General features: G+C 61.7%; 13 protein-coding genes. 5 read left to right on the top strand and 8 right to left on the bottom strand.

All coding sequences use genetic code 11. From position 1 onward, the window contains the following. Positions 1-54: 54 nt before the first annotated feature. Positions 55-1755 carry a cytochrome c oxidase subunit I gene (ctaD, locus tag EQW76_RS09940; RefSeq protein WP_142824204.1) on the bottom strand — a complete coding sequence of 567 codons (1701 nt, stop codon included), beginning with the start codon at positions 1753-1755 and terminating at the stop codon, positions 55-57. 20 nt (positions 1756-1775) lie between these two features. Next, positions 1776-2666, bottom strand: a complete 891-nt coding sequence (coxB, locus tag EQW76_RS09935) for a cytochrome c oxidase subunit II (protein ID WP_142824203.1) — start codon at positions 2664-2666, stop codon at positions 1776-1778. A 340-nt stretch (positions 2667-3006) separates the two neighbouring features. On the opposite strand from coxB, the gene EQW76_RS09930 reads away from it, so the two are divergent. The 3 genes from EQW76_RS09930 (at position 3007) to tldD (ending at position 5795) form a co-directional block, all read left to right on the top strand. After that, positions 3007-3621 (top strand): invasion associated locus B family protein, encoded by a 615-nt coding sequence (locus EQW76_RS09930; protein WP_142824202.1) that lies wholly within the window; start codon positions 3007-3009, stop codon positions 3619-3621. A gap of 82 nt (positions 3622-3703) precedes the next feature. Beyond that, positions 3704-4318 (top strand): invasion associated locus B family protein, encoded by a 615-nt coding sequence (locus tag EQW76_RS09925; RefSeq protein ID WP_142824201.1) that lies wholly within the window; start codon positions 3704-3706, stop codon positions 4316-4318. A gap of 61 nt (positions 4319-4379) precedes the next feature. Then, a complete protein-coding gene (tldD, locus tag EQW76_RS09920) occupies positions 4380-5795 on the top strand; it encodes a metalloprotease TldD (protein ID WP_142824200.1) in 1416 nt (471 codons plus the stop codon). A 55-nt stretch (positions 5796-5850) separates the two neighbouring features. Here tldD and EQW76_RS09915 read toward each other — a convergent pair whose 3' ends face one another. Together EQW76_RS09915 and EQW76_RS09910 are read right to left on the bottom strand one after the other, a co-directional pair. Further along, on the bottom strand, positions 5851-6159 hold the full coding sequence (locus EQW76_RS09915) for a MazG nucleotide pyrophosphohydrolase domain-containing protein (RefSeq protein WP_142824199.1): 309 nt from the start codon (positions 6157-6159) through the stop codon (positions 5851-5853). A gap of 90 nt (positions 6160-6249) precedes the next feature. Continuing rightward, positions 6250-7554, bottom strand: coding sequence for a D-alanyl-D-alanine carboxypeptidase (locus EQW76_RS09910; RefSeq protein WP_142824198.1), 1305 nt, complete (start codon positions 7552-7554; stop codon positions 6250-6252). Positions 7555-7809: 255 nt separating this feature from the next. Here EQW76_RS09910 and EQW76_RS09905 point away from each other — a divergent pair, with 255 nt between their 5' ends. Then, positions 7810-8856 (top strand): polysaccharide deacetylase family protein, encoded by a 1047-nt coding sequence (locus tag EQW76_RS09905; protein ID WP_142824469.1) that lies wholly within the window; start codon positions 7810-7812, stop codon positions 8854-8856. Positions 8857-8860: 4 nt separating this feature from the next. On the opposite strand, the gene pdxH is transcribed toward EQW76_RS09905, so the two are convergent. Continuing rightward, positions 8861-9481 (bottom strand): pyridoxamine 5'-phosphate oxidase, encoded by a 621-nt coding sequence (pdxH, locus tag EQW76_RS09900; protein WP_142824197.1) that lies wholly within the window; start codon positions 9479-9481, stop codon positions 8861-8863. A gap of 63 nt (positions 9482-9544) precedes the next feature. On the opposite strand from pdxH, the gene EQW76_RS09895 reads away from it, so the two are divergent. After that, positions 9545-10003 carry an RT0821/Lpp0805 family surface protein gene (locus tag EQW76_RS09895; protein ID WP_142824196.1) on the top strand — a complete coding sequence of 153 codons (459 nt, stop codon included), beginning with the start codon at positions 9545-9547 and terminating at the stop codon, positions 10001-10003. Positions 10004-10081: 78 nt separating this feature from the next. On the opposite strand, the gene EQW76_RS09890 is transcribed toward EQW76_RS09895, so the two are convergent. From EQW76_RS09890 to EQW76_RS09880, 3 genes are all read right to left on the bottom strand, one after another. After that, positions 10082-12640 carry a DUF1217 domain-containing protein gene (locus tag EQW76_RS09890; protein ID WP_142824195.1) on the bottom strand — a complete coding sequence of 853 codons (2559 nt, stop codon included), beginning with the start codon at positions 12638-12640 and terminating at the stop codon, positions 10082-10084. 90 nt (positions 12641-12730) lie between these two features. Then, positions 12731-14275 carry an aromatic amino acid ammonia-lyase gene (locus EQW76_RS09885; protein WP_142824194.1) on the bottom strand — a complete coding sequence of 515 codons (1545 nt, stop codon included), beginning with the start codon at positions 14273-14275 and terminating at the stop codon, positions 12731-12733. Positions 14276-14288: 13 nt separating this feature from the next. Beyond that, positions 14289-15293, bottom strand: coding sequence for an ornithine cyclodeaminase family protein (locus EQW76_RS09880; RefSeq protein ID WP_142824193.1), 1005 nt, complete (start codon positions 15291-15293; stop codon positions 14289-14291). Positions 15294-15517 lie beyond the last annotated feature (224 nt).

Below are 15517 nucleotides of genomic sequence, written 5' to 3'. Positions count from 1 at the left end.
GTCCAGTTTTGTCTCGATCAAAACGCCGCCCGTCGGGCGGCGCTCCGAAAGCGATTATTTGATGCGCGGGAGCTCTTCCCACTGGTGGTAGGGCGGCGGCGACGAAAGCTGCCATTCGAGTGTGGTTGCGCCCTCGCCCCAGGGATTATCACCGGCAACGCGCTTTTTCGCAAACGTGTCGTAGACGCCGTAAAGGAAGATCAGCACGCCGACGCCGGAGATATAGGAGCCGATCGAGGACACGAAGTTCCAGCCGGCAAAGGCGTCCGGATAATCGATGTAGCGGCGCGGCATGCCGGCAAGGCCGAGGAAATGCTGCGGGAAAAACACCATGTTGACGCCGACGAACATCACCCAGAAGTGCAGGTTGCCGATCTTCTCATTGTACATGTAGCCGCACATCTTCGGCAACCAATAGTACCAGGCCGCAAAGATTGCAAACACGGCACCGAGCGACAGAACATAATGGAAGTGGGCGACGACGTAGTAGGTATCGTGGACCGGACGGTCGAAACCGGCATTGGCAAGCTGCACGCCGGTGACGCCACCGACGGTGAACAGGAAGATGAAGCCGATAGCCCAGATCATCGGCGTGCGGAACGAGATCGAGCCGCCCCACATGGTGGCGATCCAGGAGAAGATCTTCACCCCGGTCGGCACCGCGATGACCATGGTGGCAAAGACGAAGTAGCGCTGCGTATCGAGCGACAGGCCGACAGCATACATGTGATGCGCCCACACGACGAAGCCGACGGCACCGATGGCGACCATGGCATAGGCCATGCCGAGATAGCCGAAGATCGGCTTCTTCGAGAAGGTCGAGACGATGTGGCTGATCATTCCGAATCCGGGCAGGATCAGGATGTAGACTTCCGGGTGGCCGAAGAACCAGAACAGGTGCTGGAACAGCACGGGATCGCCGCCGCCTTCAGGCGCAAAGAAGGTTGTGCCGAAATTGCGGTCCGTCAGCAGCATGGTGATCGCACCGGCCAGAACCGGCAGAGACAGCAGCAGCAGGAAGGCGGTGATCAGCACGGCCCAGGCAAACAGCGGCATCTTATGCAGCGTCATGCCGGGGGCGCGCATGTTGAGGATGGTGGTGATGAAGTTGATGGCGCCGAGGATCGACGAGGCACCGGCGATGTGCAGCGCGAAGATCACCAGATCGACTGCCGGTCCGGGATGGCCGACGGTCGAAGACAAGGGCGGATAGAGCGTCCAGCCGCCGCCGGCCCCGTAGGCGCCTGCCGGACCTTCGACGAACATCGACATCAGCAGCAGGATGAAGGCAGGGACGATCAGCCAGAAGGAGATGTTGTTGAGGCGCGGGAAAGCCATGTCCGGCGCGCCAATCATGATCGGCACCATCCAGTTGGCAAAGCCGCCGATCATCGCCGGCATGACCATGAAGAAGATCATGATCAGCGCGTGCGCGGTCGTGAAGACGTTGTACATCTGCTTGCCGCCGTCAATGGCGGCATCGCCGGAGTACCCGTAGACCATGGCGGCGAGACCATTGAAGATCTGGATGCCCGGCTCCTGCAGCTCCATACGCATCAGCACGGACAGGATACCGCCGATGACGCCGGCGATGATCGCGAAGATCAGGTAAAGCGTGCCGATGTCCTTGTGGTTGGTCGAGAACAGCCAGCGATTGGCAAAGCTCGGCTTGTGCGCGTGTTGTTCGCCATGCGCATGGGCGTCGTCGTGACCGTGAGCATCGGACAGCTTGTCGTGTGTGGCGGAACCAGCCATGTTAATCATCTCCCCCCGGATTACTGCGCGACGTTCGCGGCGACATCGACCGTCTTAGACGGCGTGTCGACCTCGGCCATAAGCGCCTTGTTGGCCTTGCCCAGGTCGCTCGAGGCGACGGTCAGCCATTGCTTGTATCTGTCCTCGGAGACGATCCGGATGGCAATCGGCATGAACGCATGGTCCTTGCCGCAGAGCTCCGAACACTGGCCGTAGAACATGCCTTCACGCTCGGCCTTGAACCAGGTCTCGTTCAGGCGGCCGGGCACGGCGTCGGTCTTGATGGCGAATGACGGCATGGAAAAGGAATGGATGACATCGGTCGGCGCCGCCGTCACCAGCACGCGGACGACCTTGTTGACCGGCAGCACGAGTTCGTTGTCAACGGCAAGCAGGCGCGGATAGATCGCCTTGTCAGTCTTGCCGGATGCGGCGCGGTCCGGATCCTTCAGCATGTAGGAGTCAAAGGCCAGCGGCGTATCGCCGGTGTTCTCGTATTCGTAGTTCCACTGCCACTGCGTCCCCGTGACCTTGACGGTGACGTCGGGATTTTTCGGGAATGTCAGCTGCGCGGTCAGAAGGTCGAAGGATGGGACGGCAAGGAACAGCAACACCAGCACCGGTCCGATGGTCCATGCGACTTCGATCAGCGTGTTGTGGCTGGTGCGCGATGGGACGGGGTTCTTGCTGGCGCGAAACTTGATCATGACGATGATGAGGAGGGCCAGCACGAACAGCGTAATCGGCACGATGAACCAGAGCGTATATTGCTCGAACCATCGCACCTGGCTCATGATCGGCGTTGCCGAGGGCTGCATCCCCATCTGCCACGGCATCGGTTGATCGGCGAAACTACGGGTCGTAAAGAGCAGACAGGCGAGCGACGCCAGAACTGCATTGGTCCTCTTCATGACGATGTATCTCCCTAAAGCGCTTGAACCCTCTCCGTTCAAACGCAGAATCCCACCATTCCTCATCTTCTTCAAACCACAGTTTCACCGTGGCAGCAACAATTCCCGAGTGTTTGCCTGTGCGGCATTTTTGCTCGGTCTAATCTTTCGGCAGGGCTAAGATGCGCGAACTATTGTGTAACTTTACGAAAAATCACCGAGCGGCAGTGCAGGAGCCTTGGACAAAAGCGCCTGCAGGTCCTATTTCCGCCGCAGTGAAAATGGAATCCAGCGTCCAGGGCTTTCATTTGACGGGTGCACCCGCAAGAATGGCCGCAATGATTCGAAACTAGGGGTTTCCATGGGTTTTCGTTCCCTCGCGCGGCTTGGGTTGCTGGCGGCAGGCATCGCCGCTTCGGCTTCACTGCCCGCATTCGCCCAGCAGCCGCAGACCGCCACGCCGACACCGGCGCCGGCGCAGGTGCCTGTACAACAAGTGCCTGTGCCGCAGGGCGGACAGCAGCCGCCCGGCACCGTCCAGTCGATGCACGGCGCATGGTCTGTGATCTGCGACAAGCCTGCCGGCGCCCAGACCAACCAGTGCGCGCTGATGCAGAATGTGATCGCCGAGGACCGGCCGGAGGTCGGGCTTTCCGTCGTGGTGCTGAAAACGGCCGACCGCAAGGCGAAGATCCTGCGCGTGCTGGCGCCGCTCGGCGTTCTGCTCAATCCTTTCCAGCCGACCGATGGTGGCCTCGGGCTGATCGTCGATGGAAAAGACCTCGGCAAGACGCAATTCGTGCGCTGTTTTGCCGATGGCTGCTATGCGGAAGTCGCTTTGGACGATAATCTTTTGAAAATGCTGCGCTCCGGATCAACTGCGGTCTTTTCCGTACGCGAGGCTGCGGATAAGGATAAGATCGGTATCCCCGTCGATCTCAAGGGATTTGGCGAAGGCTACGATGTCCTGCCGTGATGTCTCCGGCGTGATCGCCGGGACTTAACGGTTCATGGCGTCCCGTTCTGCGGGGCGCGCGACCTTCTTGGAAGAGGCTTCAATGCGGTTTGGTTTACTTGCCGGCTTTTGGGTACCCCGCACTGTCGCCGCGGCGCTTCTTGCATGGGCGGTCGCCAGCGTACCCGCCACGGCGCAGACGACGCCCGCCCCGCAACCGGCAGCGCCTGCCCCCGCCCCTGAAGCACAGCCGGCACCGGCTCCCGCACCCGCCACGCCTCCACCCGCTTCCAGCCAGGCGAAGACCACCTTCGGCGCCTGGACGGAAGTCTGCGGCACTGCGGACAACAGCCCCAACAAGAAATGCGTGCTGATGCAGAGCGTCGTGTCGCAGGAGCGGCCGGAGATGCAGATTTCGGTTGCCGTGTCCAAGGCGCCCGGCGGCAAGACCGGACTGCTCAGGGTACAGGCGCCACTGAGCGTGCTGCTGCCGAACGGTCTCGGCCTGTACATCGATGGCGCCGACATCGGCAACGCCTATTTCGCCCGCTGCTTCTCGGATGGCTGCTACGCCGAAGTCGTGCTCGAGGAGCAATTGCTCGGCACCCTGCGCAAAGGCACGACCGCGACCTTCACCGTCTTCCAGACGCAGGAAGAAGGCATCGGCATTCCCGTCGACCTGAAAGGCTTTGCCGAAGGTTATACGGCCCTTCCCTGATCGCCGGGCTTGCTCTGCCTGCGCGCCGGACCTACATCGGCATGAACGGAGTACCAATTTCATGAACACCGATCTGCTTACCCTGTTCGACACCGACGAAACCAAGCTGCGCAGCATCGTCGCCGATGCGCTCAACGGCGCCGACGATGGCGAACTCTTCGTCGAACACGTCCAGTCGGAATCGCTGACATTCGACAACGGACGGATGAAGGGCGGCAGCTTCAACACCGAACAGGGCTTTGGCCTGCGCAGCGTCGCCGGCGAGGCGGTCGGCTATGCCCATGCCGGCGATCTCTCAGAAGCCGCCCTGAAGCGCGCGGCCGATGCGGTCGGCGCAGTGACGCGCGGCTATGCCGGCTCCTACGCCGCGGCCCCGCAGCGCACGAACACGCGGCTGTACAGCGACGAAAACCCGATCGGCAGCCCGAGCTTCGAGGACAAGGCCAAGCTCCTGCAGCAGATCGACAGCTATCTGCGCGACAAGGACGGCAAGGTCCGCCAGGTCACTGCATCGGTCGCCGCCTCCTGGCAGGTCGTCGACATCCTGCGCGCCGACGGCCACCGCGTCCGCGACATCCGACCGATGACGCGCATCAATATTTCAGTCATGGTCGGCGACGGCGACCGGCAGGAATCCGGCTCCTACGGCACGGGCGGCCGCGTCGGCTTTGGCGATTTCATCACCGGGGACAACTGGCACTACGGGGCCGACGAGGCGCTACGCCAGGCACTGGTCAACCTCGACGCCCTGGAAGCGCCGGCCGGCACGATGGATGTCGTGCTCGGCAATGGCTGGCCGGGCGTCATGCTGCACGAGGCCGTCGGACATGGGCTCGAAGGCGATTTCAACCGCAAGAAGACCTCCGCCTTTGCCGGGCTGATGGGTGAGATGGTCGCTGCGCCGGGAGTGACCGTCGTCGACGACGGCACCATCGAAAACCGCCGCGGCTCGATCACCATCGACGACGAAGGTACGCCGTCGGCCTACAACGTGCTGATCGAGAACGGCAAGCTGGTCAACTACATGCAGGATCGCCAGAACGCCCGGCTGATGGGCATGCAGCCGACCGGCAACGGCCGCCGGCAGGGATACGCCCACGTGCCGATGCCGCGCATGACCAACACCTTCATGCTGTCCGGCGACAAGACACCGGCCGAAATCATCGCGTCGGTCAAGAAGGGCATTTACGCAGTTTCCTTCGGCGGCGGCCAGGTCGACATCACCTCCGGCAAGTTCGTCTTCGGCTGCACCGAGGCCTACATGATCGAAAACGGCAAGATCGGCGCGCCGATCAAGGGCGCCATGCTGATCGGCAACGGCCCGGATGCGATGAAGCGCGTCTCGATGATCGGCAACGACACCAGCCTCGACACCGGCATCGGCAATTGCGGCAAAGGCGGCCAATGGGTCCCCGTCGGCGTCGGCCAGCCGCATCTGCGGATGGATCAGGTGACTGTGGGTGGGACGAAGGCTTAAGGCTCGGAAATCGATGCGGTCGGCCATATCGGATGTGGTCTAGCCGTGACGGCTTTCAGCGGATATCGGGCGTGAACCGCCACTTCCGCTCGACAGCAGCTGCAATGTCGAGATCGTGGGCCTTTGCAAAGAGCAGGATGTGGCCCAGGACGTCTGCGGCTTCATCTTCCATAGTCTCTGCGAGCTGCTCGTCCGACAGGCCTTTTCGACGGCCCCTGCCGGTCTTGCGGTTGAAGGCCTGCGTCAGTTCCCCGACCTCTTCCTGCAGCTTCAGCAAGAACCACTCAGTGTCGCGGATGATGCCGTTCTGCTCGGCGTAAGACCGTGACGCTTCTTCGAACTTCGCAGACAAATCGCCAAGCATTTCGTTCTCCATACGTTCTGATGGAGAGATGCATGATTCACCCGTCGGCGTCTATCCCGACGGGTGAAAGGACAGCGGACGTGGCCAAAGTCAGCCCGGCATCGCCATGCATTTGAAATCGTGTTTCTTCAGCGCGCTGCAGGCATTGTCGGCGGCGGCGCGGCTTTCGAAGCCGACGAAGCGGGCGCGATAGACCTTCTTCGAGCCCTTGCCGGCTTCTTCCGTGTAGGCAAAGGCGTTCAGCAGCGGGCCGCCGGTCTTCGCCTGTGCCGTCGCCAGCAGATCCTTGGCCGCCTTGGCAGAAGGCGTGGCGGCGATCTGAACCTGCCAGGCACCACCAGACGAGCCGGTCGATGCCGTCATCTCAGCCGAAGGCGCATCGTCCTCCGCCTCGGCCCTGTTGACTATTTCCTGCATCGCTTGCGGCCGTTCGATCGGCACGGCAAGACCGGTCGCCGTGGCGACCGTGCGGGTGATGACGGTGGTACGGCGCGGCGCCAGGGGAGCCGGCACATCGATGTCAGGCGATGCGGATGCGACCTCGACTTCACGGGGAGCAGCACGGCCACCGATACTTGCGACCAGACGGCTGCCGCCGCCGGACGATGCCTGGCTCATGTATCGATTAAGCAATCCGGCCATCTTGTCGTCGCGGGCACGCGCCGTGGGGCCCCCGAGGACGACGCCGATGAGGCGGCGATTGCCATCGCGCACCGTGCTGACGATGTTGAAGCCGGAGGCATTGGTGTAGCCGGTCTTGATGCCGTCCATGCCTTTGTAGCGGTACATCAGGTTGTTGTGGCCACGGATCGGCCGGCCGCGATAGACGAAGCCGGTCTGCGAAAACAGGCGATACTCGGTCGGATAGTCGTTGATCAGCGCGACGGCGAGCGTCGACATGTCGCGGGCGGTGGTGATCTGGCGAGGATCGGGGAGACCCGATGGATTGACGAAGGTGGTCCGGCTCATGCCGAGCTGGCGGGCCTTGGCCGTCATCATCCGCCCGAAGTTGCTTTCGCTGCCGCCGAGCGCCTCGGCCATGACGGTCGCGGCGTCGTTGGCGGACTTGATGATCATGCCATTGACGGCTTCGCGGACGCTGACGGTGGTGCCCGGACGAAGGCCGAGCTTGGTGGGGCTCTTGCCGGCGGCGTTGCTCGACACCTTGAGTTCGGAGTTCCAGCCGAGCTTGCCGCGATGCAGCGCCTCGAAGGCCAGATAGAGGGTCATCATCTTGGTGAGCGATGCCGGATGGTTCAGCTCGTCGGCACTCTGCGACGCCAGGACCTTGCCGTTCTTCGCATCCATGATGAAGTAGGCACTGCCGGCATAGGCGGCAATAGACGAGTTCGCCAGCACGACAGCTGCCGAGAGAGCCACCCAGATTTTCTTCATACCTGTCCCCAACCGAAACAAATGCCAGCTCGCCGCGACGGCCGGCTGTGCAATTATGCGACAAAAGCGTGATTTTGGCGCGATATCGAGGCAATAATCGCGCTTGACCGCCAATTTTACGTGTCACGGTAAAGGGCAGGTTAATATCGACGAATTTAAGCATAATTTAGCAAGGGTTAAGTGGCATCGGCCTATTCTGGGCCTGGCCGAACCTGGCCATGACCCCAGACCCGGACCGACATCATGGCAAACTTCATCAGCCCAGAGCTCCGACGCCGGCTCAAGCGGACGGTTGTCGGCGCAGGGCTGGATGCGGCGTTGCTGCTGAAATCGCTTGGGGCAATGAAGGCGGCCGCCGGTGTCGGTGCGATCTTCACTCTTCACCATGTGCGACCGTACAGCCCCCTCCCCTTCGAGCCGAACCGGCACCTCGAAATCACGCCGCAGTTTCTCGACCGGGCCATCCGCGAACTGAAGGCGGAGGGGCGGGTCTTTGTGGCCCTCGACGAACTGCCGCAACGCATAGCCGCTGGCGGGGCCACCCGCTTTGCCGCATTCACGCTGGACGATGGCAACCGCAACAATGTCGAGCATGCATTGCCCGTGTTCGAGCGGCACGGCGTCCCGGTGACGATCTTCGTTGCCAAGGGGCTTTCCGAGCGAACCCACAGCATGTGGTGGGAGACGCTTTCCGTTCTCCTCAGGGAGCGCGAGACGCTGGCCTTCGATTTTGGCCGGGGCCTGGAACGGCTTGATGTCGGCGACCTCGAGCAAAAGCAACTCGCCTTCGAGCGGTTTGCAGCTTTCGTGCACGGGACGGACGAGATGGAGGCAGTATCGGCCATCGACTGGCTGGCAGAGGATGAAGGCATCCAGCCGCTGGAGATCGTGCGCGCGCTGATCATGGATTTTGGCGAGCTTCAGGCACTGGCGCGCCACCCCCTGGCGTCGCTCGGCGCCCATACCGTCAGCCATCGGGCGCTCGCAAGGCTCAGCCCCGCGGAAGTCGCCTTCGAGATCCGCGAATCGGCGGATTATGTGGCGGCCATCACCGGCCGACGCCCGACCACGGTTGCCTACCCCTACGGCACTGCCGGCGCGGTATCGGCGCGCGAGGCACAGATCGCGGCGAGCCTTGGGTTTACCGTCGGCGTGACGACGCGACCGGGGACCGTGCTTTCAACGGCAGCAGCGCCGATGACGCTGTTGCCGCGGATTTCCCTGAACGGATATTACCAGAAGCCCCGTTACGTCGAGGCCCTGGCTTCCGGCATTCCCATGCGGATTGTCGGAAAGGGATGACTGGTCAGGGATACATGCGTACCTTATCCCAGGCCGCATCCTCGGCCGTTCGGCGGAACTCAATGCGGTCGTGAAGCCGGAACTTGCCGTCCTTCCAGAACTCGATCGACTGCGGGCGGATGCGGAAGCCGGACCAGTTTTCGGGACGCGGGATTTCGCCGATGGCGTAGCGCGCCGTATATTCCGCGACAGCTTTTTCCAGCGCGAACCGGCTTTCCAGCGGCCGTGACTGTTTCGACGCCCAGGCGCCGATCCGGCTGCCGCGCGGCCGGGATTTGAAATACTCGTCGGCCTCTTCGTTGGTCACCACCTCGACGGGACCGCGCAACCGCACCTGGCGTCGCAGCGATTTCCAGTGAAAGCACATGGCCGCTTTTTTCGCCGAAAGCAGTTCTTGGCCTTTCTGACTTTCGAAATTTGTATAGAATACGAATCCTTGGTGATCGAAACCCTTCAGGAGGACCATGCGGACGTTCGGCAGACCATCTTCATCCACCGTTGCCAGCGCAACTGCATTCGGATCATTCAACTCAGAGGCGTGCGCCTCTTCCAACCAGCTCGAAAACAGCACAAAAGGCTCGTTTTGCAGGGTGAAGTCACTGCTTGTTAACTCGTTTTCCGACATATTGGTTAAGCGCTCCGGATTTTAATCAAAGTGTCCAGGTTTGTCTGGCCCAGCAACATACGGGTGAAAGTCATAACAAGATCGACAGTCTATACAAAGGGCCTGCTTTCAAAGCGCGGCATCATCGCTGCCATGGGCATCGCTCTTCTGTCGCTTTCCGGCTGCACCACCGGCGGGATGGATCTTTTCAGTTCCGCCAAGGTGGACAAGTCGGTGACCACAGGTGCCGTCTCGAAGACGCCACCCGCCTCCGATACCGTGTCCGACGAAGTCACCGTGCGCAACGCCGTGACATCGGCGGATCTCAGTAAGCTCAAGGGCCAGCCTCTGGCCTGGGCCAATGCCTCGACCGGCAGCGCCGGCGTGATCGATACGATTGTCGAAAACAATGCGACCGGCCAGGTCTGCCGGCAGTTCCGCACCACCCGTCACGCCTATGACGGGATCGCCAACTTCTACGGCAAGACGTGTCTTGTCGGCGACAACGAGTGGCAGGTCCTGGCTTTCCAGCCACAGGGCTAACCCGCCGGGCCGAGCCGCGCAACGCGCGGCCGAGCCCCTTGCGGATTATGGCTCCGGACCGCCCATTCCTCGATAAAACTAACCGCGCTTAAGCTGGGCGATCGACAGCAACGTGTCGGCGCTGACGCCGAAGGATCCGGAGGGCTGCAGGATGGAGAGCGCCGACGACGATCCGGTGTTGTTATTCTTCAGGTCGTATTCCACCGAGAAGCGCTGCAGCAGCTTGTTCAGCTTTTTTGTGTCGTGCAGGTCGTCGATATTAATGAACTTTTTCAGTAGCTTTGCCTGCGCGTCGACATCCATCGACGAAATGGCACTGGGCAGGCTGTAGGTGGTGGTGATCACTGAATACAGCGCGCTGTCGGCCATGATGTCGTAAACGGAATTGATGGCAGGCGCCTGGCGCTGGAAATAGAGCGCAAGCCGGATGCCGTCATTGGTTTCGCCCTCCTGCTTTTCCAGGGTCTGGTGAAGGTAGAGGTCGTTCGTCGAATCCAGGGCGCCCTTGTTCTGCGCCGAGCCGAGCTTGGTGTCCACGAGCTTGCCGTCGATGCCGAAGTTGAACGCGTCGACGATGGGCTTCAATTGCGCCCCCGCCGCAGTGTTGATGAAGCTGTTGGCCTTGGCGGGATCCGAGGTGAATGCCTTTTTCAGCGTGTCGGCGGTGATCTTCTTCGGATCGAGGCCGTTGGCCGTCAGCACGAAGTTCGTCAGCTTGCTGTCCTTCAGGAAGTCGGACAGGTTGGTGACATCGGCCATCTTGGTCGCGAAATAGGTGGCGTCGGTCTTGATCTGGGCGACCGCCTTGGTGAGAGCGGGGCCGGTCAGTCCGCGTTTGCTGTCCTTGGAATATTCCGAGATGTAGGCGTTGATCTGCGTGGTCGAGAGAGCCGTGACCGGCAGCTTCAGTTTGCCCTCGCTGTCGAAATTGAACGCTTTTGCCAGATTGACGAAACGGTCGTCCTTCAGGGTGTTGACGTAGCTTTTCGGATCATAGGGATCGCTCTCCATGATCTTCTTCATCTGGCCCTTGGAGATCTCAGTCTCGCCGATACCATAGGAGCGCAACGCCATCTGGTAGAGTTCGGGGAGATTGTCGTTTGCCTTGCTCTTGTCGGCGGTGGCGTTGCTCGCAAAGAACTGGTCGATGGTCTTCACGGCCGCGATGCGGGTCTTGTAGTTGGCCACGGCATCGACGGTGGTGGCCGCCTGTTCCGCCTTGTAGTTGGTGGTGTAGGATTTTGTCGCAGCCGCGAGCTGGGCGGCCGTCTGGGCCTGCGTGCCCGATGCCACGGTGCCATCGGACTGGAAGTTGAACTGCGCGACCACATCGGAAAAGCCGATCAGCTTGGCATAGGTCGGGTCTTCCATGGCCGTCTCGAAGTCATAGCGCAGCGTATTTTCATTCGCCTGCCCGTCGAGCCCCTCCAGATTGTAGGCGATCTTGACATAGTCGAAGAGCCGCTTGTTGTGGGTCAGTTCCTCGACAGACGTCACCGAACCGATGTTTGCCTTGTAGTATGCGGCATCGTCGGCTGCAGCGGCGCCGGTAACGAAGGTGGGCACCGTGTCGTTATAGGCGTCCATGACTGCCGAGCGCTGGCCGAGGGTCTGGGCCTGGCTTTTATACTGGGCAACATAGTTTGCGGATGTCGTGCTGATCTGGTCGGCGGTCTGGATCACAGCACCATCGGCCACCTTTCCATCCGCCTGGAAGTTGAATTGCGCCAGTGTCGAGGTCAGGCCGTATCGTTCCGCCGTGGCAGCGTCGGCCACCGATGCGGCGAACTGCACGTCCGTGACTTTCGAGGGGACGCCGAAGGCTGCCTTGGCATAGTCGAAAAGCCGACGGTCGGAGACGAAATCGGTCGCCGACTTCACCGCACCGATGTTGGCTTCGTAATAGGCCTTGTCCGCGTCGGCTGTCGTGGTGGAGATGGTGCCGTCGGCATTGAAATTGAACTGTGCCGTAATCGCCTTGCCAGCCGCGCTGCCGTTGACGTTAACGAAGCTGGCGGGATCGCTGAGGTCGCTGGTCAGCATCGACTTCAGGAAGCTGTTCGAGACGTTCGTCGGATCGATGCCGTAGCCCTTCAGCACGTAATCCCTGAGGCGGGTGTTTTTCAGTAAGTCGTCGACTGTTTTGACGGAGCCAATATTGGCATCGTAATAGTCCGTCTCGGTCTTCGCCGCTGCCTCTTCCGTGGCAAAGGACTGCTGGTAGAGGCCGATCGAAGCGTCGGTCGTCTTGGTGGCAGCTGCCCCGAACATCTTCGTCGAGGTCGCAGCCGTCTGCGCCGTCGGCGTGCCGGATGCACCGAAGTTGAAGGCGGCGGCAATCTGCTTGTATTTCGGATCGTTCAGGCGGTTGGCAAAGCTGGTGGCATCGCTGAGGTCGCTGGAGAAGACCTTCTTCATGAAGCCCTTGGCATAGGTGAAGTCTTCCAGGCCATAGGCTTTCATGGCGTAGCTGTAGAGCTGGTAGTCGCCCATGAGATCGTCGAGCGTCTTCACATTGCCGATGTGGGCATTGTAATAGTCGATATCGCGCTTGGTCGTCGTCTGCGAGGACACTCGCGACAACGTCGACGTCATATTACGGGTATCGAGCGTAAAGCTCTGATAGGTCGATGTCATGATCGCGTGGCCCCACAGCTTGCGTCAGATCGAATAGGATTTCTATTGTAGCAGCGTAAGCTTACCCGAGACTTTACGGCGGCGTTTCTTTTATAACTGAGCTGTGGCGTTGCCTGGGGCCTGTGGCGGAAGAAGCCGGGCCGTCTCTATGGCGTCGGCGAGCGCATGGATATCGTCACTCGAGGAGCGATCCGCGACGAGCGGGGGCACGATGGCGCGAATGTTTTCAAACAGGGATTGCGCGCCGTGTCCAAGCACGATGCCTTCCCTGAGATCGACGGCACGGGCGGCGACGATCAGCTCTATGGCGGTCATATAGCGCCACTTCGCCACCAGTTGCCTCGTCTTGTCGATGACCGACATCGACATCGAGGCATAGTCTTCGACGCGGTCGGCCACCGGCGTCACCACGAACGGCATCGGCATGGCGAGATGGCCGATTTCCGCCGTCAGCGCGGCGATGGTCTTTTGCAGCGCGCCAAAGCCATTGGCGCCAGATTGCGCCGGGGCGAGAAAGCGCGGCAGGTCCGAGAAACCGGGCGACAGCAACTTCATCATCCGCTCCGCCGCCATCGCCGCCAGACGCGCAAGTGCGAGGCCCAGCGTATCGAAGGCGAGAACCATGTGGGTCGGATCGAAATTGCCGGTCGGCAGCACGATATCCTGATCGGCGATGACCGACGGATTATCGTCGCTGGAGCGAAGTTCGAGTTCGGTAGCGGCGACGGCGGCCCGGAAGGCATGCAGCGCCGTGCCCGAGACGGCAGGTGCGCAGCGCAGGCTGAGGGGGTCCTGCAGCCGCCTCGCGCCCTTGCCGGCCACGAGATCGCCGCCCTCGAGCAGCGCCCGGATCGCAGCGGCCACCTCGCCTTGGCAGGGGCCCGGTCGCAGACGGTCGGAAAGGGGATGGAGCGGATCGATGCTGGCCCGGAACCCCTCGAACGACAGCGCCACTGCACCGACATGGGCATCGAAGACGTAGCCGATGTCTTCGAGCAGCAGGCAGGCGAGCCCGACAGATGCAGCATTCGAGGAAATCAGCGACAGGCCGTCCTTGATGCCGAAGACGGGCAGGTCCAAACCAGCCGACGCAAAGGCCTCGGCGCCCGACTGGAGCTTGCCCTCTCCGGAGAGGACGACACCCTCTCCCGTCATCGTCAAGGCGATATGGGCGAGCGGCGCGAGATCCGCCTCGCCGATGGAGCCGGTCATCGGCACGCGGGGATGGATTCCCCGGTTGAGCATTTCGGCGAGCGTCAGGGCGACAGGAGACGAGACGCCGGAATAGCCGAGGCAGAAGCGGGCAAGCCGGCTCGCCATCATCGCCCGGACTTCCGCGACCTCCGCGAACCGGCCGACGCCGACCGCCCTTGGGCGCGCTATGGCCGACTGGCCGGAGCCTTCCGCCGGATCGATGCGCGTATCGACGGCGGCGCCAAGGCCGGTGCTGACACCGTAAATGGCTTCGCCTTGCGCGGCGTGGCGCACGAGGCAGGCATAGGCGGCATCGATGCCGGAGATGGCGTCGCTGTCGACCGAGACCGTGGCCTCCCGACGGGCGATGGCGCAGACGGCCTCGACACTGCCGCCGCTGCGGTCGAGCAACACGCCTGCCGCGCCTTTGCCAACTTTCATGTCTTCTGGATCCTCAGGCAAAGCGCAGCCGCTGGCCGATGCCAAGCCGCTTTGCCTTGTCGACCATGGCAGCCCCCAGCGCAATGTCCGTGGTCGACAGGCCGCGATGCCAGAAGAGGATGGTTTCGTCGTCGCTCTCGCGGCCGGGCTTTGCGCCGCAGACGATCTCGCCGATTTCGGCATGCAGGTTTTCCGCCGTCACCTTGCCCTCGTCGACATGGCGGCGGAGTGCGCCATAGGGGCGGCCGGGACCGCACTGGCCCCAGTCGTCGACGACGACCTTGTCCATGATGTCGGTGAGATCAAACTCCAGCGCACTCATCGTACCATAGGGCACGACGAAAGCGCCCTTCTTGACCCAGGAGGTCTTGAACAGCGGCGTCGGTTCCGGCAGCCGGCTTGCCTCGATCATGATGTCGGCACCCCTCAGACAGTCTTCCCAGGTTTCAGTGACGACGATCTTCTTGCAGAGATCCTGCTCGAGACGCGCGGCAAAAGCATCGCGGCTTTCCGGGCGGCGGGAATGGATGCGGATTTCGTCGAAATCGAAGATGTGGTCCAGCAGACGGACGTTCCAGTAGGATGTCCCGCGGGCGCCGATGTGGCCGAGGATCTTGCTGTCCTTTCGGGCCAGGTGCCGCGCGCCGATGGCAGTCACCGCGCCAGTGCGCATGTCGGTGATGGCGGTGGCATCGAGGATGGCCTTGGGCACGCCGGTCTGCGGATCGAAGAGGTTGAGCACTGCCATCTCCGAGGGAAGGCCGACCTTGTAGTTGTCGACGAAATCTCCGACCACCTTGACGCCGGCATAGTCGAGCGCCTTCACGTAGCCGCGCAGCACATTGAAGTGCCCCTTGTCGGAGCTTTCCGGCACCAGATGGACGCGCGGTTCGATGACGGTTTCGCCTCGCCCCTGTGCATCCAGGGCTTTGGAGACGGCATCGAGGATATCGTCGTTGGTGAGCGCCAGAGCCTTGACGTCCACGGCGTTGAGATAGTCGATCCAGATTTCCTGCATAGGCCGTCCTGCTCGAGAATTGACCGGACCGGGGCGCTGGAGGCGCCGAATGCGTCAAATCGGCAAATCCAGCGCCGCATCCTTAACAGTCCGGTCTGATATTACCCCAATTTTTAGTGAATGAATAACCATTGCCGGAGATCGCAGGCCACCAGACGCCTACCGTAACACCTGATTAGCAACTGTCCCGCAGGATCACAATATATACGCCACGGATTCCGCTT

This window comes from Rhizobium sp. rho-13.1 (assembly GCF_007000305.1).
Lineage (GTDB): Bacteria > Pseudomonadota > Alphaproteobacteria > Rhizobiales > Rhizobiaceae > Rhizobium > Rhizobium rhododendri.
Note: the sequence above shows the minus strand (reverse complement) of the source record. Positions and strands in the feature narration are given on the sequence as shown.

Coding starts and splice junctions, on each gene's coding strand:
- ctaD (WP_142824204.1), bottom strand. CDS start 1,755: ATGGCTGGTTCCGCCACACACGACAAGCTGTCCGATGCTCACGGTCAC.
- coxB (WP_142824203.1), bottom strand. CDS start 2,666: ATGAAGAGGACCAATGCAGTTCTGGCGTCGCTCGCCTGTCTGCTCTTT.
- EQW76_RS09930 (WP_142824202.1), top strand. CDS start 3,007: ATGGGTTTTCGTTCCCTCGCGCGGCTTGGGTTGCTGGCGGCAGGCATC.
- EQW76_RS09925 (WP_142824201.1), top strand. CDS start 3,704: ATGCGGTTTGGTTTACTTGCCGGCTTTTGGGTACCCCGCACTGTCGCC.
- tldD (WP_142824200.1), top strand. CDS start 4,380: ATGAACACCGATCTGCTTACCCTGTTCGACACCGACGAAACCAAGCTG.
- EQW76_RS09915 (WP_142824199.1), bottom strand. CDS start 6,159: ATGCTTGGCGATTTGTCTGCGAAGTTCGAAGAAGCGTCACGGTCTTAC.
- EQW76_RS09910 (WP_142824198.1), bottom strand. CDS start 7,554: ATGAAGAAAATCTGGGTGGCTCTCTCGGCAGCTGTCGTGCTGGCGAAC.
- pdxH (WP_142824197.1), bottom strand. CDS start 9,481: ATGTCGGAAAACGAGTTAACAAGCAGTGACTTCACCCTGCAAAACGAG.
- EQW76_RS09890 (WP_142824195.1), bottom strand. CDS start 12,640: ATGACATCGACCTATCAGAGCTTTACGCTCGATACCCGTAATATGACG.
- EQW76_RS09885 (WP_142824194.1), bottom strand. CDS start 14,275: ATGAAAGTTGGCAAAGGCGCGGCAGGCGTGTTGCTCGACCGCAGCGGC.
- EQW76_RS09880 (WP_142824193.1), bottom strand. CDS start 15,293: ATGCAGGAAATCTGGATCGACTATCTCAACGCCGTGGACGTCAAGGCT.